The organism is Massilia sp. YIM B02769 (assembly GCF_030411995.1).
In the GTDB taxonomy this organism is placed as follows: Bacteria; Pseudomonadota; Gammaproteobacteria; order Burkholderiales; family Burkholderiaceae_D; genus Telluria.
The window spans coordinates 1-23,969 of the sequence record NZ_JASNRC010000005.1 but is presented as its reverse complement, the minus strand read 5'-3'; the positions used below and the strand labels follow the sequence as shown (position 1 = coordinate 23,969).

At 65.7% G+C, this 23,969-nt stretch carries 21 protein-coding genes; 5 read left to right on the top strand and 16 right to left on the bottom strand.

Translation table 11 applies throughout. The features are described 5' to 3' along the window. The first annotated feature begins 37 nt into the window (after positions 1-37). Genes QPK31_RS09165 through QPK31_RS09155 form a run of 3 tightly spaced genes read left to right on the top strand, consistent with a single transcriptional unit; the run spans position 38 to position 2,664 of the window. Entirely contained in the window at positions 38-805 is a 768-nt protein-coding gene (locus tag QPK31_RS09165; protein WP_290422624.1) for an SURF1 family protein, read from the top strand. After that, positions 789-2,135 (top strand): ATP-binding protein, encoded by a 1,347-nt coding sequence (locus tag QPK31_RS09160; protein WP_290422623.1) that lies wholly within the window; start codon positions 789-791, stop codon positions 2,133-2,135. The genes QPK31_RS09165 and QPK31_RS09160 overlap by 17 nt, the downstream gene beginning before the upstream one ends. After that, complete coding sequence (locus QPK31_RS09155) at positions 2,128-2,664, top strand: response regulator transcription factor (RefSeq protein WP_290422622.1); 537 nt, start codon at positions 2,128-2,130, stop codon at positions 2,662-2,664. Before QPK31_RS09160 ends, QPK31_RS09155 begins: the two co-directional genes overlap by 8 nt. 180 nt (positions 2,665-2,844) lie before the next feature. Here QPK31_RS09155 and QPK31_RS09150 read toward each other — a convergent pair whose 3' ends face one another. From QPK31_RS09150 to QPK31_RS09115, 8 genes are all read right to left on the bottom strand, one after another. Next, a complete protein-coding gene (locus QPK31_RS09150; RefSeq protein ID WP_290422621.1) occupies positions 2,845-3,180 on the bottom strand; it encodes a DUF5710 domain-containing protein in 336 nt (111 codons plus the stop codon). Positions 3,181-3,223: 43 nt separating this feature from the next. Further along, entirely contained in the window at positions 3,224-3,919 is a 696-nt protein-coding gene (gene kdpE, locus QPK31_RS09145) for a two-component system response regulator KdpE (RefSeq protein WP_290422620.1), read from the bottom strand. Further along, entirely contained in the window at positions 3,912-6,596 is a 2,685-nt protein-coding gene (locus QPK31_RS09140) for a DUF4118 domain-containing protein (protein ID WP_374045796.1), read from the bottom strand. The genes kdpE and QPK31_RS09140 overlap by 8 nt, the downstream gene beginning before the upstream one ends. A gap of 1 nt (position 6,597) precedes the next feature. After that, positions 6,598-7,182, bottom strand: coding sequence for a potassium-transporting ATPase subunit KdpC (gene kdpC / locus QPK31_RS09135; RefSeq protein WP_290422619.1), 585 nt, complete (start codon positions 7,180-7,182; stop codon positions 6,598-6,600). A gap of 13 nt (positions 7,183-7,195) precedes the next feature. Beyond that, complete coding sequence (gene kdpB / locus QPK31_RS09130; protein WP_290422618.1) at positions 7,196-9,298, bottom strand: potassium-transporting ATPase subunit KdpB; 2,103 nt, start codon at positions 9,296-9,298, stop codon at positions 7,196-7,198. A gap of 20 nt (positions 9,299-9,318) precedes the next feature. After that, positions 9,319-11,049 carry a potassium-transporting ATPase subunit KdpA gene (kdpA, locus tag QPK31_RS09125; protein WP_290422617.1) on the bottom strand — a complete coding sequence of 577 codons (1,731 nt, stop codon included), beginning with the start codon at positions 11,047-11,049 and terminating at the stop codon, positions 9,319-9,321. Then, positions 11,049-11,138 (bottom strand): K(+)-transporting ATPase subunit F, encoded by a 90-nt coding sequence (gene kdpF, locus QPK31_RS09120; RefSeq protein WP_290422616.1) that lies wholly within the window; start codon positions 11,136-11,138, stop codon positions 11,049-11,051. Before kdpF ends, kdpA begins: the two co-directional genes overlap by 1 nt. Positions 11,139-11,329: 191 nt before the next feature. Next, positions 11,330-12,073, bottom strand: coding sequence for a TorF family putative porin (locus tag QPK31_RS09115; protein ID WP_290422615.1), 744 nt, complete (start codon positions 12,071-12,073; stop codon positions 11,330-11,332). Between the two features lie 277 nt (positions 12,074-12,350). On the opposite strand from QPK31_RS09115, the gene QPK31_RS09110 reads away from it, so the two are divergent. Both QPK31_RS09110 and QPK31_RS09105 read left to right on the top strand, forming a co-directional pair. Continuing rightward, on the top strand, positions 12,351-13,940 hold the full coding sequence (locus QPK31_RS09110; protein WP_290422614.1) for a HAMP domain-containing sensor histidine kinase: 1,590 nt from the start codon (positions 12,351-12,353) through the stop codon (positions 13,938-13,940). 179 nt (positions 13,941-14,119) lie between these two features. Further along, entirely contained in the window at positions 14,120-16,531 is a 2,412-nt protein-coding gene (locus QPK31_RS09105; RefSeq protein ID WP_290422613.1) for a catalase, read from the top strand. Positions 16,532-16,640: 109 nt separating this feature from the next. On the opposite strand, the gene QPK31_RS09100 is transcribed toward QPK31_RS09105, so the two are convergent. The 8 genes from QPK31_RS09100 to QPK31_RS09055 all read right to left on the bottom strand — a co-directional run. Beyond that, positions 16,641-17,279, bottom strand: coding sequence for a ZIP family metal transporter (locus QPK31_RS09100; protein WP_290422612.1), 639 nt, complete (start codon positions 17,277-17,279; stop codon positions 16,641-16,643). Positions 17,280-17,394: 115 nt separating this feature from the next. After that, complete coding sequence (locus QPK31_RS09095; protein WP_119673425.1) at positions 17,395-18,357, bottom strand: SdiA-regulated domain-containing protein; 963 nt, start codon at positions 18,355-18,357, stop codon at positions 17,395-17,397. A 45-nt stretch (positions 18,358-18,402) separates the two neighbouring features. Continuing rightward, positions 18,403-18,756: a TraR/DksA family transcriptional regulator gene (locus QPK31_RS09090; RefSeq protein ID WP_199699786.1), complete on the bottom strand. Its 354-nt coding sequence runs from the start codon at positions 18,754-18,756 to the stop codon at positions 18,403-18,405. A gap of 5 nt (positions 18,757-18,761) precedes the next feature. Then, positions 18,762-19,613 (bottom strand): universal stress protein, encoded by an 852-nt coding sequence (locus tag QPK31_RS09085; protein ID WP_119673427.1) that lies wholly within the window; start codon positions 19,611-19,613, stop codon positions 18,762-18,764. Between the two features lie 14 nt (positions 19,614-19,627). Beyond that, entirely contained in the window at positions 19,628-21,115 is a 1,488-nt protein-coding gene (locus QPK31_RS09080; RefSeq protein WP_119673428.1) for a SulP family inorganic anion transporter, read from the bottom strand. 569 nt (positions 21,116-21,684) lie between these two features. After that, the gene (locus tag QPK31_RS09070) at positions 21,685-22,449 is read right to left on the bottom strand and encodes an IS6-like element IS6100 family transposase (protein ID WP_001389365.1); all 765 of its coding nucleotides are present in this window, start codon (positions 22,447-22,449) and stop codon (positions 21,685-21,687) included. Positions 22,450-22,955: 506 nt separating this feature from the next. Continuing rightward, positions 22,956-23,456 carry a GNAT family N-acetyltransferase gene (locus QPK31_RS09060; RefSeq protein WP_000376623.1) on the bottom strand — a complete coding sequence of 167 codons (501 nt, stop codon included), beginning with the start codon at positions 23,454-23,456 and terminating at the stop codon, positions 22,956-22,958. A gap of 127 nt (positions 23,457-23,583) precedes the next feature. After that, positions 23,584-23,969 (bottom strand): dihydropteroate synthase (locus QPK31_RS09055; protein ID WP_000385703.1); only part of this gene is annotated, 386 nt, incomplete at its 5' end.

The window sequence follows — 23,969 nt, the reverse complement described above, 5'->3', positions numbered from 1 at the left end:
GCACGATCCGGCAGCAGCCGCTCCGCGGCGTAGTGTGGTGCGAGTGATCCTCGCGATCCTCGGGCTGCTCCTGATCGTGCTGTTCGCAGGGCTGGGAACCTGGCAGGTGGTACGCCTGCAATGGAAACTGGCCCTGATCGAACGGGTGGAGTCGCGTGTGCACGCGGCTCCCGTTGCACCGCCCGCATCTTCCCGCTGGGCGCAAGTCTCCAAAGAATCCGACGAATACCGGCATGTACGTCTCGCCGGGCACTTCCTCTACGAATACACGACGCCTGTCCAGGCCGTATCCGACCTGGGCGCCGGCTTCTGGCTGGTCACGCCTTTCTGCGGTACCGACGGCGCCATCGTGCTGGTGAACCGCGGCTTCATCGCTTCTTCCGGCAACACTGCTGCGCGCTTCCCGGCACGGCAAGGTTCCGCCGATGCCTGCGCTGCCGCTTCCGGCTCGCCGCATACGCTGACCGGTTTGCTGCGCATCGCCGAACCCGGCGGCGGCTTCCTGCGCGATAACGATCCGGCGCGCAACCGCTGGTTCTCGCGCGACGTCGCCGGCATCGCCGCCGCGCGCGGCTTGACCAATGTTGCTCCTTACTTCATCGACGCCGCCAAGGGGCAGGAGCCTCCTGGCGCGCCCGACCAGCCCGTTGGCGGCCTGACCGTCATCTCTTTCCCGAACAACCATCTCGTGTATGCCGGCACCTGGTATGCATTGGCTTTGATGGTGATGGGCGCGTGGTGGTATATTGCGCGCTTGGGTAAAGGAGAGACCGCTCGGTCGCGCAACAATGGCAGTAAAGTTTGATCTACTAACAAGAATAACGCCTTCGATCGCTTCCGCCGAAGAAGCCCACGTCGAATACGCCGCCGGCCACAAGAACATGCTGCAGCTCATCGAGCTGCGCTGGATTGCGGTCATCGGCCAGGTCACGACCATCGCCGGCGCGATCCTCATCTTCGACATCAACCTGCCGCTGGTGCACATGCTGCAGGTGCTGGCCTGCCTGATCGCTTTCAATATCGCCAGCCACCTGCGCTGGCATGAACGGCGCCCGGTCGCCAACAGCGAACTGTTCATGGCCCTGCTGGTGGACGTGGCCACGCTCACCGTCCAGCTGTATCTGTCGGGCGGCACGACGAACCCCTTCGCCTTCCTGTATCTGCTCCAGATTATTATTTCTGCCGTGCTGCTCGAAGCCTGGTCGACCTGGACCATCGTTGCCATCACCATTGCCTGCCTCGGTGCGCTGGCCGTGTATGCGCAGCCGCTCGCGCTGCCGTTCGACCACGCGCGCGGCATCGCGAGCCTGTACGTGCAGGGGATGCTGATCTGCTTCGCGCTGAATGCGGGGCTGCTGGTGATCTTCGTCTCGCGCATCAGCGGTACGGTGCGGGCCAAGGCGGCGCAACTGGCCGAATTGCGCCAGCGCGCGGCCGAGGAAGACCACATCGTGCGCATGGGCCTGCTGGCATCCGGTGCGGCGCACGAGCTGGGGACGCCGCTGGCGACCCTGTCGGTGATCCTGGGCGACTGGAAGCGCATGCCGGAGTTCCGGGGCAGCCCGGACCTGCTGGAAGAGATCGGCGAGATGCAGACCCAGCTCCAGCGCTGCAAGTCCATCGTCAGCGGCATCCTGCTCTCGGCCGGCAAGGCGCGCGGCGAATCGGCGGTGCGCACGACCATCCATACCTTCCTCGACGGCCTGGCCGAGGAGTGGGAAGACAGCCGGCCCGTCAAGGATTTCGTGTACGAGAATTCGATTCTCGACGACATGCCGGTCGCCTTTGACTCTGCCCTGAAGCAGACCGTCGACAACCTGCTCGACAATGCGCTGGAAGCCTCGCCGACCGGCTGGGTGGGCATGAGTGCGAGCGTGGAGGACGATCATCTGTGCGTGATCGTGACCGACCGCGGGCCGGGCTTCCCGGCGTCGGTACTGGCCCAGTTCGGCAAACCCTACCAGAGCACCAAGGGACGCTCGGGTGGCGGCCTGGGATTGTTTTTGGTCGTGAACGTGGCGCGCACCCTGGGTGGCGCCGTCGTGGCACGCAATGGAGATGAAGGCGGTGCGGAAGTGAAGTTGACGATTCCACTGGCGGCGATCCGCCTGGCCGGGGAGGGCGAGCATGCCTGAGACGCCGGTACTGTTGATCGTCGAGGATGACGAAGCCTTTGCCCGCACGCTCGGGCGCTCGTTCGAACGGCGCGGCTACAAGGTGCTGCACGCGCCGGGCTACGAGGAAGCGGCGGAAGTGCTGCGCGAGCACGACCCGGGCTACGCGGTGGTCGATCTCAAATTGAAGGGCAATGCGTCGGGGCTGTCCTGCGTGCAGATGCTGCATGCGCACGACCCGGAGATGCTGATCGTGGTGCTGACCGGGTTCGCCAGCATCGGCACGGCGGTGGAGGCGATCAAGCTCGGGGCTTGCCAGTACCTGGCCAAGCCGTCGAACACCGACGACATCGAGGCCGCCTTCGGGCACGTGGCGGGGAGCACGGATGTGGAGGTGACGAACCGCTCGACATCGATCAAGACGCTGGAGTGGGAGCATATCCACGCGGTGCTGGCGGAGACGGATTTCAATATCTCGGAAGCGGCGCGGCGTTTGGGGATGCACCGGCGCACCCTGGCGCGCAAGCTCGAAAAGCAGCGCGTCAAATAACGCCCGCGGCAGGTGACATGTAGGGTGGGCGCCCCGTGCCCACGCGTAAAGCATGCGTCAAGATCGACGTGTGCAGCACCTTGGACGGTGACGATCACCGCGTGGGCACAGGGCGCCCACCCTACGAACATTCACGTCGCGGGCCGAAGGGGCGTAGGGTAGAGCGGGCCACCCTACGAATTAAAGCGCGGCAAGCATCTTGCGCACGGTCTGGTGCGCCTCGAACCAGCCACTGTCGATCAGCTTCGGCCTGCACTCGGCGCATTCCTCGAACGGGTTGCAGGCGTGGGCCAGCTCGACGTATTTCGACCCGACCACCGGCTTGGCCGCCCGCGCATCGCGCGACGATGGCTCGCCCGCACTTGCACCGGCAGCGGCGCTACCCGCCAGCCATTTCGCAAACGGCTCCACCGCCACGCCATCCGGCACATACCAGCTCTTGCGGGTGGGATTCCAGCGCGCGCCCAGCGCCTTGGCTTCGTCTTTCTCCGCGTACGGAACCTTCAATACTTTCATTACCGCCTCGTTTGGTGAAGCCCGTATTGTAAGGCCTCGGCGCTCAGGGAACGAGGACCAGGCGATAACCGACCGCCGTCTCGGTGATCAGGTGCCGCGGCTGCGCCGGTTCATCCTCCAGCTTGTGGCGCAGGTGCCCCATGTACACGCGTAGGTAATGCCCGTTCTCGCCGTTCGACGGCCCCCACACCGCGCGCAGCAGCTGCGGGTTGGTCATCACCTTGCCGGCGTTCGCCACCAGCACCGACAGCAGCTTGAATTCCAGCGGCGTCAGGTGCACGCGGCTGCCGTTCTTCATGACGATCCGCTCGACCAGGTCCACGCTGATCTCGCCGAAACGGACCACCGCATCCGCCGCCGCGGGCTGGCGCTGGCGCCGCAGCGTGGCGCGGATGCGCGCCAGCAGCTCGCCGGTGCCGAAAGGCTTGGTCAGGTAGTCGTCGGCGCCCGCATCGAGCGCGCGGATCTTGGCCTGCTCGGCGTCGCGCGCCGACAGCACGATGATCGGCATGCCCGACCACTTGCGCACGTCGCTGATGAAATCGACGCCGTCGCCGTCCGGCAGGCCGAGGTCGAGCACCACCAGGTCGGGGCGGCGGGTGCCGGCGTCGATCAGGGCGCGTTTCAGCTCGACCGACTCGTGCACCTGCCAGCCTTCCTGTTCGAGGGCGGCGCGCACGAAGCGGCGGATCTGGGGTTCGTCTTCCACCAGCAGGGCGGTGGGGCGCGGTTCACTCATCGTGGACTTCCATGTCTAAGGTATGTGGCTCGGGCAGGGCCGGCGGTTCGCCGCGCGGCAGCGAGAAGGTGATGGCGGCGCCGCCTTCGGGCGCGGCGCCCGCCACGATGCGCCCGCCATGCGCCTCGACGATGGCGCGGCAGATCGCCAGCCCCAGGCCCACGCCCGGCAAGGCCGATTCCTGCTGGCCGCGCGCGAACTTCTCGAACAGTGCTTCCTCGCGGCCCGGCGGCAGGCCGGGGCCGTCGTCGCTGACGGTGACGTCGACCCAGTCCTCGCGCACCTGCGCGGCAATAGTGATCGTGCTCGCCGGCGGCGTGTATTTTGCCGCATTTTCCAGTAGGTTGGACAGCACGCGTTCCAGCAGCACGGCGTCGAAGCGCAGCAGCGGCAGGTCGGGCGGGATGCGGGTGCGGATGGTGCGCGCGCCCAGCGCCTGGCGCAGCGGCCGCAGCGCGCTGCCCACGGTTTCTTCCAGCGCCTGCCATTGCTGGTTCAGGCGCACGGCGCCGCTTTCGATGCGCGCCATGTCGAGCAGGTTGGCCACCATCGTGCCCAGGCGCCGCGATTCCTCGTGCAGGGCCACGGCGGTGTCGCGCTCCTGGGGCGGCAAGGGCGGCTCGGCGCGCAGCAGCGATTCGGACAGGCCGACCAGGGCGGTGAGCGGCGTGCGCAGATCGTGCGACAGCGCCGCCAGCAGCGAATTGCGCAGGCGCTCGGATTCCATGCTCACCAGTGCCGCCTGGGCCACCTCGATGTAGTGCACCCGTTCCAGGGCGATGGCGGCCAGCGCCGCATAGGTGTCGAGCTGCTGGCGTTGTTCGGGCAATGGCAGCCAGCGGCCGCCATCCGGCGCGATCGCCAGCACGCCGCGGGTGCGCATCGGCGCCACCAGCGGCAGGTAGAACAGCGGGCTGCCGGGCAGGGTGTGGGTGCCGTGGCCGGCCGGGCTGGCGTGGTCGAAGGCCCATTGGGCGACGCCCGCGTCCAGGCCGGCCAGGTCGGAAGCGCCCGCGACGAGCTTGCCCTCGGCATCCGGCAGCAGCAGCACGGCGCGCGCCCCGAAGGCCGCGGCGATGGTGGCGCGCGTCGATTCCAGCACCTGTTCGTTCTGCAGCGCGCCAGAGAGTTCACGTGCGAATTCGTAGAGCGACTGGGCGCGCGCCTCGCGCCTCCTCGCCACCTGGGCCTGGAAGCGCAGGCCGGCGGTCATCTGGCCGGTGATCAGGCCGACGGCCAGCATCACGCCGAAGGTGATCAGATACTGCACGTCGCTCACCGCAAAGGTATAACGCGGCGGCACGAAGAAGAAGTCGAAGCCGGCCACGCTCACGCAGGTGGCCAGCACCGACGGCCCGCGCCCGAAGCGCACCGCCACCAGCAGCACGACCAGCAGGAACAGCATCGCGATGTTGGCCAGGTCGAGCCAGCCCGAAAGCGGCGCGAACAGCAGCGCCGCGCCCAGGCCGGCCAGTCCCGCCCACAGGTAGCGCAGCCGGCTTGCCTGGGGCGGCGGGATGGCCGACGGCTCCTGGGCGGCGCGCGGACGGCCGGCGGCGCCGGCGCCGACTTCGAGCAGGTCGACGTCCGGCGCAAGCCGCGCCAGCTTCGCGTGCAGGCGCCGGCCCCAGCGCCTGCGCGCACGCCCCAGCACCAGGCGCTGCAGGTTGTGGGCGCGGGCATAGGACAGCAGGGCCTGGGCCGGTTCGGCGTCGGGCAGCACGGCGGTGGTGGCGCCCGATTCCTGGGCCAGCTTGAGCACGCCGAGCGTGGCTTCGCGCGCCGCATCCGGCAGGCGCTGCAAGGCCGGCGTCTCCACGTACACGGCATGCCAGGCGCAATCGAGCTGGCCGGCCAGGCGTGCGCAGTTGCGCACCACGTGTTCGCCAGACGCGCCGGGGCCGACGCAGGCGAGCAGGGCGCCGTCGGTCTTCCACACCGGCGCGATCGCCTGCTCGACGCGGTAGGCGCGCACGTCGTCGCCAATGCGCTCGGCGGTGCGGCGCAGGGCCAGCTCGCGCAGCGCGATCAAATTCCCCTTACGGAAGAAGTTGTTCGATGCGCGCTCGGCCTGGGCGCCCTGGTAGACCTTGCCGGCCTTCAGACGCGCCAGCAGTTCGTCGGCCGGGACGTCGACCAGGATCACCTCGTCGGCGCCGTCGAACACGCTGTCGGGCACGGTCTCGGCCACCTTCACGCCGGCGATGCCGGCGACGACATCGTTCAGGCTCTCCAGGTGCTGGACGTTCAGGGTGGTGAAGACGTCGATGCCGGCCGCCAGCAGCTCCTCGACGTCCTGCCAGCGCTTCGGGTGGCGCGAGCCGGGCACATTCGAGTGCGCCAGCTCGTCGACCAGGATCAGCGCCGGGCGCTGCGCCAGCGCGGCGTCGAGGTCGAATTCAGGCAGCTCGCGGCCGCGGTAGGGCAGGCGGCGGGCAGGTAGCAGATCGAGGCCGGCCAGCAGGGCCGCCGTGTCCTGGCGCCCGTGGGTCTCGACCACGCCGGCCAGCACCGGCGTGCCGCTGGCGGCCAGCTTGCGCGCCTCGAGCAGCATCGCATAGGTCTTGCCGACGCCGGCCGAGGCCCCGACGTAAATGCGCAGGCTGCCGCGCGCATCACGCCTTTCCTGCGCGCGCACCTGGGCCAGCACGGTGTCGGGGTCGGGTCGGGTCATCATGTCAGCGAGTATGCGGCATCTGCTCGTCCAATGCCAGGTTCAGGGCCAGCACATGAACCCGCGCCTCGCCGAACACCCCCAGCCAGGGCCGCTCGGTATGCGCCTCGACCAGGCCCAGCACGCGCTCGCGTGGGAAACCACGCGCGGCGGCTACCCGGTTGACCTGGTACAGCGCGGCAGCCGGGCTGATGTGCGGGTCGAGGCCGCTGGCCGAGGCGGTGACCAGGTCGACCGGGATGGCGTCGCGGTTGCTTAAATCGGCGGCGCGCAGGGCGGCGATGCGGCCGGCGACCGCCTCCTTCAGGGCAGGGTTGCTCGGCCCCTGGTTGGCGCCCGAGGAGCCGGCGCCATTGTTCGGCGTCGGCGCCGTGGCCGACGGCCGGCCCCAGAAGTAGGCCGGAGAAGTGAAGGACTGGGCGACCAGCTGCGAGCCGATCACCTTGCCGTCCTGTTCGACCAGGCTGCCGTTGGCCTGGCGCGGCATGAGCAGCTGGGCCAGGCCGGTGACTGCCAGCGGGTAGGCCAGGCCGCACAGCAGGGTGAGGGCCGCGAAGACCGCAAGGGCGGGACGAATGGCATTCTTCATGATGTTTTCCAGGTCAGGCAAGGTTGAAGAGAACGAGCAGCATGTCGATGGCCTTGATGCCCGCAAACGGCAGCAGCAGGCCGCCTACGCCATACACCAGCAAATTGCGGCGCAGGAGGGCGGTGGCGCCGATCGGGCGGTAGGCCACGCCACGCAAGGCCAGCGGAATCAGGAACACGATGATCAGGGCGTTGAAGATCACCGCCGACAGGATCGCCGAGGACGGGCTGTGCAGGCCCATGATGTCGAGCGCGCCCAGCTGCGGATACACGCCGACAAAGGCCGCCGGGATGATGGCGAAGTACTTGGCGATGTCGTTGGCGATCGAGAAGGTGGTCAGCGAGCCGCGCGTCATCAGCATCTGCTTGCCGATCTCGACGATCTCGAGCAGCTTGGTCGGGTTTGAATCGAGGTCGACCATGTTGCCGGCTTCCTTGGCGGCCTGCGTGCCCGAGTTCATGGCCACTGCCACGTCGGCCTGGGCCAGCGCCGGGGCGTCGTTGGTCCCGTCGCCGGTCATCGCCACCAGCCGGCCTTCGCCCTGGTAGCGGCGGATCAGGGCCAGCTTGTCCTCGGGCGTGGCGTCGGCCAGGAAGTCGTCGACGCCGGCTTCGGCGGCAATCGCGGCCGCAGTGAGCCGGTTATCGCCGGTGATCATCACCGTCTCGATGCCCATGCGGCGCAGGGCGCCGAAGCGCTCGCGGATGCCGCCTTTCACCACGTCCTTGAGTTCGACCACGCCCAGCACGCGGGCGCCGTCGGACACGGCCAGCGGCGTGCTGCCGCGGCGCGCCGCCTCGTCCACGGCGCGCGCCACGGCGTCGGGCCAGGCGCCGCCCAGGGCTTCGACGTGCTTGCGCACCGCGCTGGCGGCGCCTTTTCGAATACAGCGTTCGCCGATGTCGACGCCGCTCATGCGGGTCTGAGCAGTGAAAGGCACGAAATGGGCGCCGAGCGCAGCCAGTTCGCGTTCGCGCATGGCGAAGCGGGTCTTGGCCAGCACCACGATGCTGCGGCCTTCCGGCGTTTCGTCGGCCAGCGACGCCAGTTGCGCGACGTCGGCCAATTGCGGCTCGGTCACGCCCGGAGCGGGCAGAAAATCGCTGGCCTGGCGGTTGCCGAGGGTGATGGTGCCGGTTTTATCCAGCAGCAGGACGTCGACGTCGCCGGCGGCTTCCACCGCGCGGCCAGACGTCGCGATGACGTTCGCGCCCATCATGCGGCTCATGCCGGCCACGCCGATGGCGGACAGCAGGCCGCCGATGGTGGTCGGGATCAGGCACACCAGCAGGGCTACCAGGGTGGTCACCGAGACCGGCGCGCCGCTGCCGGCGGCACCTACCGCGAACAGCGAGAACGGCAGCAGGGTCACCGTCACTACCAGGAACACGATCGTGAGCGCCACCAGCAGGATGGTCAGCGCGATCTCGTTCGGAGTCTTGCGGCGCTGGGCGCCTTCGACCATGGCGATCATGCGGTCGAGGAAGGTCTCGCCTGGATTCGCGCTGACGCGCACCACCAGCCAGTCCGACAGCACACGGGTGCCGCCGGTGACTGCGCAGAAGTCGCCGCCGGCTTCGCGGATCACGGGGGCGGATTCGCCGGTGATCGCGCTTTCGTCGACCGAGGCGATGCCTTCGATGGCTTCGCCGTCGATCGGCACCACGTCGCCGGCTTCGACCAGGATCACGTTCCCCTTGCGCAGGTCGGACGCGGAGACCGGCAGCCAGCCGGCGCCGTGGTGCGGGGCGTTGAGCTTCTTGGCGATGGTGGCCACCTTCAGGCCGCGCAGCGAGGCGGCCTGCGCCTTGCTGCGGCCTTCGGCCAGGGCCTCGGCGAAGTTCGCGAACAGCACCGTGAACCAGAGCCAGACGGCGATCGCCAGTATGTAGCCCGGCGGCGCGTCGCCCGCGCCGGCGAGGGCGTGGAAGAACAGCAGCGTGGTCAGGATGCTGCCGGCGTAGACCACGAACATCACGGGGCTGCGCAGCTGGACGCGCGGGTCGAGCTTGGCAAAGGCGCCCTTGATGGCGGGGCCGACCAGCTTGGGGTCGAACAGGGTCAGGCCGCGGCTGGCGCGGTCCGGCGTTGATTGTGCAGGCAATATGGCGGACATCGTTTACTCCAGGATGAATTTCAGCGGGCGAACAGCTGCAGGTGCTCGGCGACGGGGCCGAGGGCAAGCGCGGGCACGTAGTTCAGCACCCCGACCAGCACCACGATGGCAACCAGCAGGAACACGAACATCGGGCCGTGCGTCGGCAGCGTGCCGGCGGTGGCGTTCAGGCGCCCCTTGGCGGCCAGCGAACCGGCGATCGCCAGCACCGGCACGATCACGGCGAAGCGTCCGAACCACATGGCAATGCCCAGCATGGTGTTATAGAAGGGCGTGTTGGCCGACAGGCCGGCAAAGGCGCTGCCGTTGTTGTTGGCGGCCGAGGTAAAGGCGTACAGCACTTCGCTGAAGCCGTGCGCGCCGGGGTTCGCCAGGCCGGCCTTGCCGACATCCATCACCACGGCCGCGGCGCTACCGGCCAGCACCAGCACCGGCACCACCAGGATCACGATGGCGGCCATCTTCATCTCGAAGGCCTGGATCTTCTTGCCCAGGTATTCCGGCGTGCGGCCGATCATCAGGCCGGCCACGAACACGGCCAGGATGGCGAACACCAGCATCCCGTACAGGCCCGAGCCGACGCCGCCGAACACCACTTCGCCCAGCTGCATCATGACCAGCGGCACCATGCCGCCCAGGGGCATGAAGGAATCGTGCATGGCGTTCACCGCGCCGCAGGAGGCGGCGGTGGTGACGGCCGCGAACAGGCTGCTGGCGGCCACGCCGAAGCGCACCTCCTTGCCTTCCATGTTGCCGCCGGCCTGCAGGCTGCTTGCCGCCTGGTCGACGCCGAGCGCCGCCAGCACCGGATTGGCCTGCTGCTCGAAACCGGCCACCGCCACCGCGCCGAGCACGAACAGCAGGCTCATGGCGGCCAGCACGGCCCAGCCCTGGCGCCGGTCGCCGACCACGCGCCCGAAGGTGAAGCACAGGCCGGCCGGAATCAGGAAGATCGCCAGCATCTGCGCGAAGTTCGACAGCGCCGTCGGGTTTTCGAAAGGATGGGCCGAGTTGGCATTGAAAAAGCCGCCGCCGTTGGTGCCGAGCAGCTTGATCGCTTCCTGCGAAGCGACCGGGCCCATGGCCAGCAGCTGGCTGCTTGCATCCTTTGCGGCATCGATCAGCGCCACTTCCTTATAAGCGTCGAAGTTCTGGATCACGCCCTGGCTGACCAGGAACAGCGCGAACAGCAGCGACAGCGGCAGCAGCACGTACAGCACGGAGCGCGTCAGGTCGACCCAGAAGTTGCCGATCGCGCCGGCCGAGCGCGCGCTGAAGCCGCGCATCAGGGCAAAGGCGACGGCGATGCCGGTGGCGGCGGAAAAGAAGTTCTGGCCGGCCAGGACCAGCATCTGGCTCAGGTAACTCATGGTCTGTTCGCCGGCGTAGCCTTGCCAGTTGGTGTTGGCGACGAAGCTGATGGCGGTATTGAACGAGGAGTCGGGGGACACGCCCGGCAGGGCCTGCGGGTTCAGCGGCAGCACGCCCTGCAGGCGCTGGACGGCATAGGTGAACAGGGCGCCCACGCCATTGAACAGCAGGAGCGCGACGGCGTAGCCGCGCCAGCCCTGGTCCTGGGTGGCGGCGGGACCGGCCGCGCGGTAGAGCAGGCGCTCCACCGGCGCCAGCCAGCCCATGCCCGGCACCTTGTCGCGGCCGGCCACGTGGGCCATGAACAGGCCCAACGGCCAGGCCAGGGCCAGCAGGGCCAGCAGGAAGGCTGCGAGCAGCAACATCGATTGGGTCGTCATCACAGGTCCTCCGCTTTCATGAGCGCGTAGACCAGGTAGACGAGGAGGGCCGCGGCCAGCAGGCCCGCTCCCAGATAGAGGCCGCTCATTCGGTCCTCCCCAAACGCGCGCACAGCGCCACCAGGGCGCAGCACAGCGCCGTAAAGCCGCCAAGGGCGGCAATGAAGATCACATCCATGGAAAACCCTCACGTTGTTCTTGTTGTGGGAAGCGTAAGACGGGCCGCCTCAAGATGGGATAAAGACCTGGCCCGCCGCTGTACAGGAAATGTAAAAACGGCTCAGAAAGTACGGCCGACGGTCAGTTGCAAGGCCCGCTTGCCGAGGAACTGGCCGTCCGCCGGCGAGGCATAGGCCGCGCGGCTGGCGTCCGTGCCGATGGCGGCCAGGGTCACGGTGGCGATGCCGAAGTCGTGGGCGACGGCTGCCTTCCAGTCGGTGTAGCTGGCGGCGCTCGCGTGGCGCACGCGCTGGCGGCCGGCGTGCAGGTTGACGGTGGTTTTCTCGCCGGCGGCAAAGTTGAAGTTCAGGTCGAGGTAGCCGCTGCCGTGCGAATCCGGGATACCGAACAGGTTGCTCAGGCTGTGCGAATACTTCAGGGTGGCGACGCCGTATCCCAGCTGGGCATAGACTTCGGCGGTATTCGCGTTGTCGAAGCCGCTCACATGCGACAGGCCGTTCGAGGGGTAGAGATAGCCGAGCAGGCCGGCGTCGTAGCCGATGCCGTTGGCGAAGCTGCCGCGCTTGCCGCCGTAGATGTCGGCCTCGATGCTGCCCGAGCCGCCGGCGTCGCGCGTCCAGGTGATCGACGACGCCCATGCGCCCGCGTACCAGCCGGAAGCGGCGGCGTAGTCGGCGCCGGCCTGGACGGCGGGCTGCAGGCGGGTTTGCGAGATGCCGCGGTAGCGGTAGTCGGAGGTGAGGGCAACATTGGCGGTGGCGGTGGCGGTGGCGGCGGCTTCTTGCGCCTGGGCGGCGCCGGCCAGGCTGGCCAGGCCCGCAGCCAGCAGGATGACATTCTTCATGGGTCTCTTTCGGACGAACGGTAAGGCCCGCCGGACGGTCCGGCGGGCAGGGAAACAGCCCGGCCAGATTAGCCGTCGGCCCGTAAAGATTGTCTAAAAAGCGCAGGCCTTGAGGTAAAGCGCCGGTAAATCCTGCCGTCGCGTCCAAGGTTACGCGCGGCAGTTAACGGTTTCTTAATATAGACCTGATAACATTGTCAGCATGCCAAGGTATGCATGCGACCATCCATGCTGCCTTCATCAACGCTTGCCCTTTCGACAGGATAACCCTCCACAAGTGGACCGACTGACCTCCAGCTTCATCGTCTCCAGGTGCGCCGTCTTGCTGTGCGCGCTGATCGCCCTGGCGAATACCGTGGGCTGGGTGTTCGGCCTGCCGGTCCTGGTGTCGGTCCTGCCGTCGCTGCCGAAGATGGTGCCGGCCACCACCTTGCTGCTGGTACTGGCCACGGCCAGCCTCGCGTGCCAGGCGCGCGCCTTGCCCCTGCGGGTGCCGGCCCTGTGTTTCGGCGCGGCTGCGGCGCTGCTCGGCCTGACGATGGCGCTCGGCCACCTGTTCAAGCTGCCGATCGGGCCTTTCCTGGCAGCCGCGTTCGGCAGCCAGAGCGCCATCAGTTTGTCGTCCACCTTTACGTCGCTGGTGTTCATGGGGCTGGGCATTTCCCTGTCGCTGTTCGCGCTGCGCCGCTCGGCGGTGCTGGCGCAGGCGGCTGCCATGGCCGTGTTCCTGGTGTCGCTGCTGAATGCGAGCGTCTATTTTTTCCGCGATACCTTCCTGTTCGAGGTCCTGCCGGGACAGGGCGTGGCGATCACGACCACCCTCTCCGCGCTCATGCTTTCCGTTGGCGTGCTGTTCCTCCAGCCGCGGCACGGCATCATGGCGGCCGTGACCAGCGACCTGCCGGCGATCCGCATCGCGCGCCGCCTGCTGCTCTCGGCGGTGCTGGTGCCGCTGGGCCTGGGCATCGGCGTGACCCTGGCGCTGAAGGCGGAACTCTACGATGCCGTGAGCGCGCTGCCGCTGCTGGTGTGGGGCACGATCGTCGTGTTCACAGTGATCATCTGGCGCCTCTGCCTGCAACTGCACGAGGTGGAAGTCGCGCGCCAGCACGCCGAGGCCGAGGTGCGCCGCGCCATGCACGAGCTGCATGCCGCCGATCAGCGCAAGGACGTCTTCCTGGCCACCCTGGCCCACGAGCTGCGCAACCCGCTGGCGCCGATCAAGGCTACGGCCCAGCTGCTGGGCCGCACCGGCGCCACCGACCCCGAGCACCTGCGCCGCATGAGCGGCATCATCGAACGCCAGGTCGACCACCTGGTGAACCTGGTCGAGGACCTGATGGACGTGTCGCGCGTGCGCAGCGGCCAGATCGCGCTGGAGCAGGCGCCGGTCGACCTGAACAGCGTGATCGGCGCCGCCCACGAACAGGTGCGCCCGCTGATCGAACGCCGCCACCACGCGTTGCGCATCGACGCGCCCGCCCATCCGGTCTGGGTGCTGGGCGACGGCAAGCGCCTGGTGCAGGTGCTGGCGAACCTGCTGAACAACGCCGCCAAGTACACGCCGCCGAACGGCAAGCTGTACCTGACGCTGCGTGCGCACGGCCGGCAGGCCGAGATTGCCGTGCGCGACGACGGCGCAGGCATCGAAGCGGCACTTTTGCCGAGCGTGTTCGAGATGTTCACCCAGGCCGCGCTCACGCCCGAACGCTCGGAAGGCGGCCTGGGCATGGGCCTGGCCCTGGTCAAGCGCCTGACCGAGATGCACGGCGGCAGCGTGCGTGCCGACAGCGCAGGCGCCGGGCGCGGCAGCACTTTCACCGTGGTGTTGCCGCTCGTCGACCCTGCCAGCCTGGAACCAGACTGAGTGCGTTCATCACCTGTCAGTTCCGCTGGGAGGCACACGGAGATTGACGAATATCAAGAAGTAGCCTGAACACCAAAAGCAGACTCGTCCATTGAGCGCCGCCGATTTGTCGCATCTTGCCGTGCATCACAAATTGGTTTGTGCGCCGTCTATCCGACAATCAATTGACGAGGTAACCCATGGCCACACGCAAGAAGAACGGGGCGCTCGACGGCGCCGGCTCCATCCTCAGCACGGTCGCCGGCCCGGCCGACGCCAGGCCGCCGACCAGCCTGGGTGCCAGGACCCCGGAGAGCGAGCGCCTGCTCGAGAAAGTGGTGTCCGACCAGGCCCTGGCCGCCGAGATGCCCTTCAACCCGACCAAGCCGCTGGAGTACGGCGAGGACTCGATACCGCCGCACGAAGGGGCGCGCCACGCGCCCTCGACGCCGCTGGCCACCGCCAGCACCACCACCGAAAACATCGCCTCGCCCAAGGCCGGCGACGGCACCCCGGAAATCGGCCGCAACCCCCTGAATGGCCCGCTCGACCGCGTGCGTGTGGACGACAGCGGCCGCGTGCTCACCACCAACCAGGGCGTCCCGGTCGGGAACAACCAGGATTCGCTGAAGATCGGCCTGCGCGGGCCGACAGCCCTGGAAGACTTCATCCTGCGCGAAAAGATCACCCACTTCGACCACGAGCGCATTCCCGAACGCGTGGTGCATGCGCGCGGCTCGGCGGCGCACGGCTACTTCGAGAGCTACCAGGATCTATCCGCCATCACGCGCGCCGCACCGTTTGCCAAGGCCGGCAAGAAGACGCCGGTGTTCGTGCGCTTCTCGACGGTGGCCGGCTCGCGCGGATCAAGCGACACCGTGCGCGACGTGCGCGGCTTCGCCACCAAGTTCTACACCGAGGAGGGGAACTGGGACCTGGTCGGGAATAACATCCCGGTCTTCTTCATCCAGGATGCGATGAAGTTCCCCGACATTATCCATTCGGTGAAGCCGGAGCCGCACAACGAGATCCCGCAGGCGTCGAGCGCGCACGATACCTTCTACGACTTCGCCGGGCTGTCGCCCGAGATCTTCCACATGCTGATGTGGGTCGAGTCCGACCGCGCCATTCCGCGCAGCTACCGCATGATGCAGGGTTTTGGGGTGCACACCTTCCGCCTGATCAACGCCGCCGGCGAATCGCGCTTCTGCAAATTCCACTGGACGCCGCTACAGGGCACCCACTCGCTGGTCTGGGACGAAGCCGTGAAGCTGGCCGGCGCCGACCCCGACTATCACCGGCGCGAATTGTGGGAAGCCATCGAGGCGGGCCACTTCCCGGAATGGGAACTCGGGCTGCAGGTCTTCACCGAACAGGAAGCGGCCGCCTTTGGCGTGTTCGACGTGCTCGATGCGACCAAGCTGGTGCCGGAAGAACTGGTGCCGGTGCGAACGGTCGGTCGCCTGGTCCTGGACCGCAACCCCGACAACTTCTTCGCCGAGACCGAGCAGGTGGCCTTTTGCACCGCCCACGTCATTCCCGGCATCGACTTCACCAACGACCCGCTGCTGCAAGGACGTATCCACTCGTATGTCGACACCCAGCTCACGCGCCTGGGCGGGCCGAACTTCCACGAGATCCCGATCAACGCGCCGGTGGCCCAGGTCCATAACAACCAGCGCGACGGTTTTCATCGCCAGGCCATCAACCGCGGCCGGGTGGCCTACGAGCCGAATTCACTGGCCGGCGGCTGTCCGTTCCAGGCCGGCGCGCGTGGCTTCAACAGCTATCCGGAGCCGGTCGAGGGAAGTAAAGTGCGCGGCAAACCCGAGCTGTTTGCCGAACACTATGGCCAGGCGCGCCTGTTCTGGAAAAGCCAGACGCCGGTCGAGCAGGCGCACATCATCAATGCCTACCGCTTCGAGTTGACGCGGGTGCAGACGCCGGCGGTACGCGAGCGCATCGTCGCCGGCCTGGTCAACGTCGATCCGGCGCTCGCGCAAGCCGTGGCCAGCCAGCTGGGCATCGCCGTGCCGGCGCCGCTGCCGCGCGCGACCGAACTGCCGATCCCGGATTATCCGGCTTCGCCGCCCTTGTCGCTGCTGTCGCGGCCCGGCAAGACCGGCATCCGCACGCGGCGCATCGCGATCCTGGTGGCGTCCGGCGTCGATGGCGACACGGTGCGCGAGCTGTATGCCGCGCTGCTGAAAGAGGGCGAGCAGCCGCGCCTGGTCGGCCAGCGTCTGGGCAAGGCCGAGTCAAGCACGGGCCATCCGCTCGACATCGAGATCACGCTCGAGACCAGCCCGGCCGTGATGTACGACGCCCTGGTCCTGCCGCCGGGCGACGCCGCCATCTTGGCCCTTAGCCGCGACGGCCGTGCACTGGAATTCGTGCGCGAGCAGTACCGCCACCTGAAACCGATCCTGGCCCTGGGCAGCGGCGCCGGCCTGCTGCAGGCGGCCGGCATTCCGCAGCGGCTCCCGGACGGTGGCGAGGACTGGGGCCTGATCATGGGAGCAAGAGAACCGGCGGCGGCGTTCGCGGCCTTCAAGGCGGCGATCATGCGGCACCGGGTGTACGAGCGCGAGACCGATCCGCCCAGGGTATAGGGTGCCAGGGTGTCGATGACGCGTGCACGGCGCGGTAGGGTGGACGGCTGCGCCGTCCACGCGTCCAACAGGCGCCTGCGTCACCGCGATCAGCCGGCAATCCGCTCCTTCACCCACCCATCTTGCTCAACGCGAAAGCCGACAGGAAGCCGGCCACGGTGATCAATCCGGCGAAATCGTGCGCCTCCTCGAAGGCTTCCGGAATCATGGTATCGGCCAGCATCGCCAGGATCGCACCGGCCGCCACCGCCGTCGTCGCCGCCACCACCTCGTTCGAAAACCCTTCGAACACGGTGTAGCCGACCAGCGCCGAAATACCGGACGCCAGCGCAATCCCGCCCCAGATCCCGAAGATGTAGGCCGCCGAACGCCCGGCCTTTTTCATGCCGGCCGCGCTCGACAAACCCTCGGGCACGTTCGACAGGAAGATCGCCGCCACCGCCACCATGCTGACCTTGCCGCCGCCGAGCATCGACAGGCCGATGACGATCGATTCCGGAATACCGTCGAGGAGGGCGCCGACGGCGATGGCGGCGCCGCTGCCGTCTTCATCGGGCTTGGGCTGCTGGTCGCCCGAGCGCTTGCGGTGCCGCGCCCCGCGGTGCGCGAGCCACCAGTTGGCCAGCGTATAGACGGCGGCGCCGCCCAGGAAACCGAGCGCGGTGGCAGTGAAGCCGCCGGTGTGGAAGGCTTCCTCCATCAGTTCGAAGGAGAGGGCGGAAATCAGGACGCCGCTGCCGAAGGCCATGATGGCGGCGATCAGGCGCGGCGGGACCTTGAAGGGGAGCCCGCAGAATTCGGAAAAAATCGTACGCTAACAGTGCAAGCGTCCCGACCACGCCCGACTGTAGCTTGTTGACCGGTTAATCTGTCTCGCGGCTAAAGCGATAGAACAGGTTCGGCTCGCTGACCACGTACAAATACCCTTCATCGTCGATGGTTACGCCTTCGGCCTGGGGTATGCCCTTCAGCAAACCAGCAAACCCTCTCGCCAGGGAGCGGAAACTCACCACTTTGCCCTCGTCGGTCATTTCAATCAGCAGTTTCGACTCGTCACTGAGCAGAATCAGATGGCCACTCTGTTGGTCGAAGACGACCGAAGATAAGTCAGTCGCAAACACCTTGTCCTTTACCAAGCTGGACAGGTCGCGGACGTGCAGGGAAAAACCTCCTGCCAGGCTGGCACGAAGGCCGCCCACTTCCAGCAATTGGCGGGGGTCACGCTCCTTGGTCACAAACAGGCGGTCGCCTTTCAGGTCGTAGGCGAGCCCTTCAAGGCCTTTGTTGTCCTCCTTGCCAAGCGCCAGGGTCAGAGCTGGATACTGGTCTCGGCTCAATGGTCGATCAGGAGAAAGTTTACCGTCTTCAGCGATGGGGACATCCACGACAACCAGGCTCTGCCGGCGCTCTTCGGCGATTACCAGCTGGCCGTTGCCGGCATAGGACACCGCCTCCACATCGTGGAAGCCATCCAGGCTGTAACGTCTTTCCACATCACCGTCACGACTGAGGGCCAATAGTTCGTTTGGGCCGTTGGTGACCGCCCACAGCAGGTTTAGGTCAGGGTCGAAGGTCAGGCCCGAAAGATTGTTGTCCACACCTGGAACCGGCTTAGCATCCAGCTCAACCCGATAGTCAGGCAGCCACACAGAGCGCTCCTGCCAATCATCGGTGTGCCAGTGGGTCTTGATCCAGAAGTACAAACGATCATCAAGGTGATGGGTGCGGACTTGGAATACGGCGAGCAGGGCAAGGCACAACAGCACCCACATCCAAGCACTTGCTTTCCGTGTTCGGCCCAGCCAGTGTTTAGCCATCGAATACATCAGAGACCTCGTTAATTGGGAGATGCAGCGCGCCGCGCGGTGGTTTCAACCCGACTCGACGCGGCTGGCACAGGTGATGCACAGTGGCGTGGCCGGATCGAATTCCAAGCGGCCTGAGGCGATCAACTCGCCGCATTGGTTACACCAGCCATACTCACCCTCGTGCCAACGCTTGAGGGCCAGCTGGAGGCGGACGCGTTCATGCTGCGCCCGACTGCGGATGGCATCGTTCATTGCTTGCTGCTGGAGTGCATCCATCCTCGACAAACGCCCTACCTTGCCTTGATCCAGCTCTACCGATTGCGAGCGAGACTCAGCGTCTTCCAGCAATCGATCCAGCTCGGCAGCCCGCTGTTCCAGCAGGGTCTTGAAATGGGCAAGATCGAGGGCGTCGTCCATGGCCATTAGCGCAGCAGTAACAGCGGACTGGTGGTGGTGCGGAGCATGCTGGTCGTGGTGCTTCCGACCAGGAACTGCCGGATACGGGAATGGCCATAGGCCCCCATCACCAGCAGATCAATGCCATGCTCTTTCTGATAGGCGTGCAGGGTAGGCTCTATCTCACCGCTCAGGGTCTCGGCACGAACAGTGAACCCGGCGTTGAGCAGCACTTTTTGCGCCCAGTCCAGCTGCGCCGACGACTCGTCGTTCACGGGCCCGACCATGACCAGGTGGATCGGTAGTCCCTTCAGCAGGGGGCTGGCTGCCAGCATCTCCACACCCTTGCGGGTAGTAGCACTGCCATCGAAGGCCAGCATTGCGCTCTGGGGCTTCTGAAAGCTGGTCGGGGTGACCAGGATCGGCCGGTGCATGACACGAATCACGCTTTCCAGCTGGCTTCCGACATGCTGACTCAGGCCTCCACTAGACTCGCCCTGGCGACCGATGACCAGTAGGCGCGTTTCGCTTTCCAGCTCTTGCAGGCTCTCCAGCAGATCGCCATGACGTTGCTTGGACTCCGGTGCGGCCACACCATCCTTCATGGCCCGCTCTTTCGCGGCCGCTAACATGATCCGCCCCTGCTCCAGGGCCAACTTGCCGCGCTGTTCATCCAGGGAAGCAAGCTCATCGAGTAGGTGCTCGCGGCTGCCAAGGCCGATATTGCCACTCAGATCCGGTGCAACCGGGTACTGGCGCTGATCCAGCACATGCAGGAAGGTCAACGGGGCTTCCAGGCTCAGACTGGCCCAGGCCGCATAGTCGCACACGGCTGGGGCCGAGGCGGAACCGTCGATACAGGCGATTATGTGGTTCATTGTTGTTCTCCTTCTCAGTGGCCCATGAGTTGATCAATGGCGTCGGGTTTATCGTGAACGCCGAAGCGATCCACGATAGTGGCGCTTGCTTCGTTGAGGCCCAGCACTTCGACTTCGGTGCCTTCGCGGCGGAACTTGATGACCACTTTGTCCAAAGCGGCAACGGCGGTGATATCCCAGAAGTGGGCGCGATTCAGGTCGATGGTTACCTTGTTCAGGGCTTCTTTGAAGTCGAAGGCCGCGACGAACTTGTCTGCTGAGCTGAAGAACACCTGGCCGGTGACGTTATAGCTACGATGCTCGCCGGCTTCGTCCAGCGAAGAGCTGATCGCCATGTAATGGCCAACCTTGTTGGCGAAGAACATCGCGGCCAGCAGCACGCCGGCCAGCACGCCGAAGGCCAGGTTATGGGTGGCGACCACGACCACCACGGTGACGACCATGACAATGTTGGTCGACAGCGGATGCTTCTTCAGGTTGCGCAGCGAATCCCAACTGAAGGTGCCGATGGACACCATGATCATCACTGCCACCAGCGCCGCCATCGGGATCTGCTTCAACCAGTCGCCGAGGAACACCACCATCAGCAGCAGGAATACGCCTGCGGCAAGGGACGACAGGCGCGAACGACCACCGGATTTCACGTTGATGATCGACTGACCAATCATCGCGCAGCCGGCCATACCGCCGAGCAGACCCGAAGCAATGTTGGCCACGCCCTGGCCCTTGCACTCGCGGTTCTTGTCGCTGGGGGTGTCGGTCAGGTCGTCAACAATGGTCGCGGTCATCATCGACTCCAGCAGACCGACCACGGCCAGTGCTGCCGAGTAAGGGAAGATGATGGCCAACGTCTCGAACGTCAGCGGCACGTCAGGCCAGAGGAAGATTGGCAGCGTATCGGGCAGTTGGCCCATATCGCCGACCGTGCGGATATCTAGCCCAACCGACATGGCGACGGCGGTCAGCACGATGATGCACACCAGCGGCGATGGGATGAGCTTGCCGATCTTGGGGACGTAGGGGAACAGATAGATGATGCCGAGGCCTGCGGCTGTCATGGCGTAGACGTGCCAGGTGACGTTGGTTAACTCGGGTAGCTGAGCCATGAAGATCAGGATCGCCAGGGCATTGACGAAGCCGGTCACCACCGAGCGCGAGACGAAGCGCATCAGTGAGCCGAGCTTCAGGTACCCAGCAGCGATCTGTAAAACACCACATAGCAGCGTGGCGGCCAGCAGGTATTCGAGACCATGATTCTTGACCAGGGTCACCATCAGCAGTGCCATGGCCCCGGTTGCGGCCGAGATCATTCCGGGTCGGCCACCGACAAAGGCGATCACCACGGCGATACAGAAAGAGGCGTACAGGCCGACCTTGGGGTCAACCCCGGCAATGATCGAGAAAGCGATGGCTTCAGGGATGAGGGCCAGTGCGACCACAATACCGGCGAGGATGTCGCCACGGATGTTGGATAACCAGGTTTGTTTTAACGAGTGGAGCATCAGAATTCCCAAGGCAATGGATCACGCAGCGCAGCATGGCGCAGGCCATGTGCAACTGGTCGATATGAGGTCAAATTGTCGGATGTAGGGGGGCTGTGGCGGGTGTTGAAACCGAAAGCACAGCAGAGCGCGACCGCTGGCAGAGCAAGCAGTCACAGATGATGCGGGGGGCGAAGCGCTATGGCGGCGTAGGCAGCCAGATCATGTTTTGCAGGGTAAGCATGAGGTCTTATCGAGTGTCTTTGGTAACTCAATGGCCGCGACAGTCTACAGGAAGAGGGTAATTACTGCGAGTCAACCCTGAGTAGGGCGTCCTGCTTGGATGTCAGCCTGAGCTATACCCTAACTGGATGTCAGGCAAGGTGTCATTTTCAGAAGACGACTGCACCAGTTGATTGGGCGTAATGGCTGTTGTGCAGCCAGCTCCTGACAGTTCAATATCAGAAGTGATCTGCACCAATCTCGACTATGCTCAATACTCGTGTGCACCAAAGCGAGGTGAGCATGGCGACGGAGGCTCTGTTGCAAAGATTGGCGGCAGTCAGAGGTAGGCTGTCGCTCTGCGCCGATCAGGCGGCTGCTGCGAAATGGTGGTTGAGCATGCCCATGGCCTCCGTCAGCGCCGAGGGCCCAATGCCAAAAGCTCTCTCCACAAGGCGCACCTCGCCCCTGATGCCGGGCTGCAGGCACCAGGGGCGAGCCTGTCCTTTGCGCAGGGCTCGCATGACTTCGAATCCCTTGATCGTGGCATAGGCCGTGGGGATCGATTTGAAACCGCGCACCGGCTTGATCAGTATCTTGAGCTTTCCGTGATCGGCCTCGATCACGTTATTGAGATACTTCACCTGCCGGTGGGCCGTCTCCCGGTCCAGCTTTCCTTCGCGCTTCAATTCGGTGATCGCTGCACCATAGCTCGGCGCTTTGTCGGTATTGAGCGTGGCAGGCTTTTCCCAGTGCTTCAGGCCTCGCAGGGCCTTGCCCAGGAACCGCTTCGCTGCCTTGGCGCTGCGGGTCGGCGACAGGTAGAAATCGATCGTGTCGCCCCGCTTGTCGACTGCCCGGTACAGGTAGGTCCACTTGCCCCGCACCTTGACGTAGGTTTCATCCAGGCGCCAGCTCGGATCAAAGCCACGCCGCCAGAACCAGCGCAGCCGCTTCTCCATCTCCGGGGCGTAGCACTGGACCCAGCGATAGATCGTCGTATGGTCGACCGAAATGCCGCGTTCCGCCAGCATTTCCTCAAGGTCGCGATAGCTGATCGGATAGCGACAATACCAGCGCACCGCCCACAGGATCACATCACCCTGGAAATGGCGCCACTTGAAATCCGTCATCGTTCCGTCCGTCCAATCTCCGCCAAGCATGCTCAAGCTTCACGATTTTTGCAACAGAGCCCACACGAGTATTGAGCATAGTCGAGATTGGTGCAGATCACTTCTGATATTGAACTGTCAGGAGCTGGCTGCACAACAGCCATTACGCCCAATCAACTGGTGCAGTCGTCTTCTGAAAATGACATTTGGTATCTCTCATAAACGGATGTTTTTGAGAGAACTATCTTCGGCCTTCACACGCACGAAAGGCGGCGAAGCTCCGCCGTTAATCCGTCCGCCGGAGATCTCGCCCAGGCAGGCTGAAGGCCGAGCAAGCCTGACAGGCCCGAAAAGCCCGGCACGGGCGTCGGCGGCGATGACGGCGGCGGCATTATCCAGGGTTGATGATGGAAGTGGAGGATATCGACAACCTCTCGCGCAACCAAGACATCGCGGTCGGACTGCAAGTGATCTTGAAGCCACGGGCCCGTCCCACCCCGACATGGACCTCGATGCCCGAACGGACGTTAGATTTCGAGTTCTAGGCGTTCTGCGATGAAGGTTGGATCCCAGCCGGGATTGAAAGTGTCGACGTGGGTGAATCCGAGCCGCTCGTATAGGCCACGCAGGTTCGGGTGGCAGTCGAGCCGCAGCTTGGCGCACCCCTGCGTTCGCGCGGCATGGCGGCAAGCCTCGATCAGCGCGGAGCTGACACCCCGGCCCGCATGTGTCCGTCGCACCGCGAGCTTGTGCAGATATGCGGCCTCCCCCTTGAGGGCGTCGGGCCAGAACTCGGGATCCTCGGCCGACAAGGTGCAACAGCCGACGATGCCGTCGCTGCAACTCGCGACTAGGAGCTCGGATCTCAGGACGAAGGTCTCCGCGAATGTCCGGTCGATCCGCGCGACGTCCCAGGCGGGCGTTCCCTTGGCGGACATCCACGCCGCAGCGTCGTGCATCAGCCGCACAACCTCGTCGATATCACCCGAGCAGGCGACCCGAACGTTCGGAGGCTCCTCGCTGTCCATTCGCTCCCCTGGCGCGGTATGAACCGCCGCCTCATAGTGCAGTTTGATCCTGACGAGCCCAGCATGTCTGCGCCCACCTTCGCGGAACCTGACCAGGGTCCGCTAGCGGGCGGCCGGAAGGTGAATGCTAGGCATGATCTAACCCTCGGTCTCTGGCGTCGCGACTGCGAAATTTCGCGAGGGTTTCCGAGAAGGTGATTGCGCTTCGCAGATCTCCAGGCGCGTGGGTGCGGACGTAGTCAGCGCCATTGCCGATCGCGTGAAGTTCCGCCGCAAGGCTCGCTGGACCCAGATCCTTTACAGGAAGGCCAACGGTGGCGCCCAAGAAGGATTTCCGCGACACCGAGACCAATAGCGGAAGCCCCAACGCCGACTTCAGCTTTTGAAGGTTCGACAGCACGTGCAGCGATGTTTCCGGTGCGGGGCTCAAGAAAAATCCCATCCCCGGATCGAGGATGAGCCGGTCGGCAGCGACCCCGCTCCGTCGCAAGGCGGAAACCCGCGCCTCGAAGA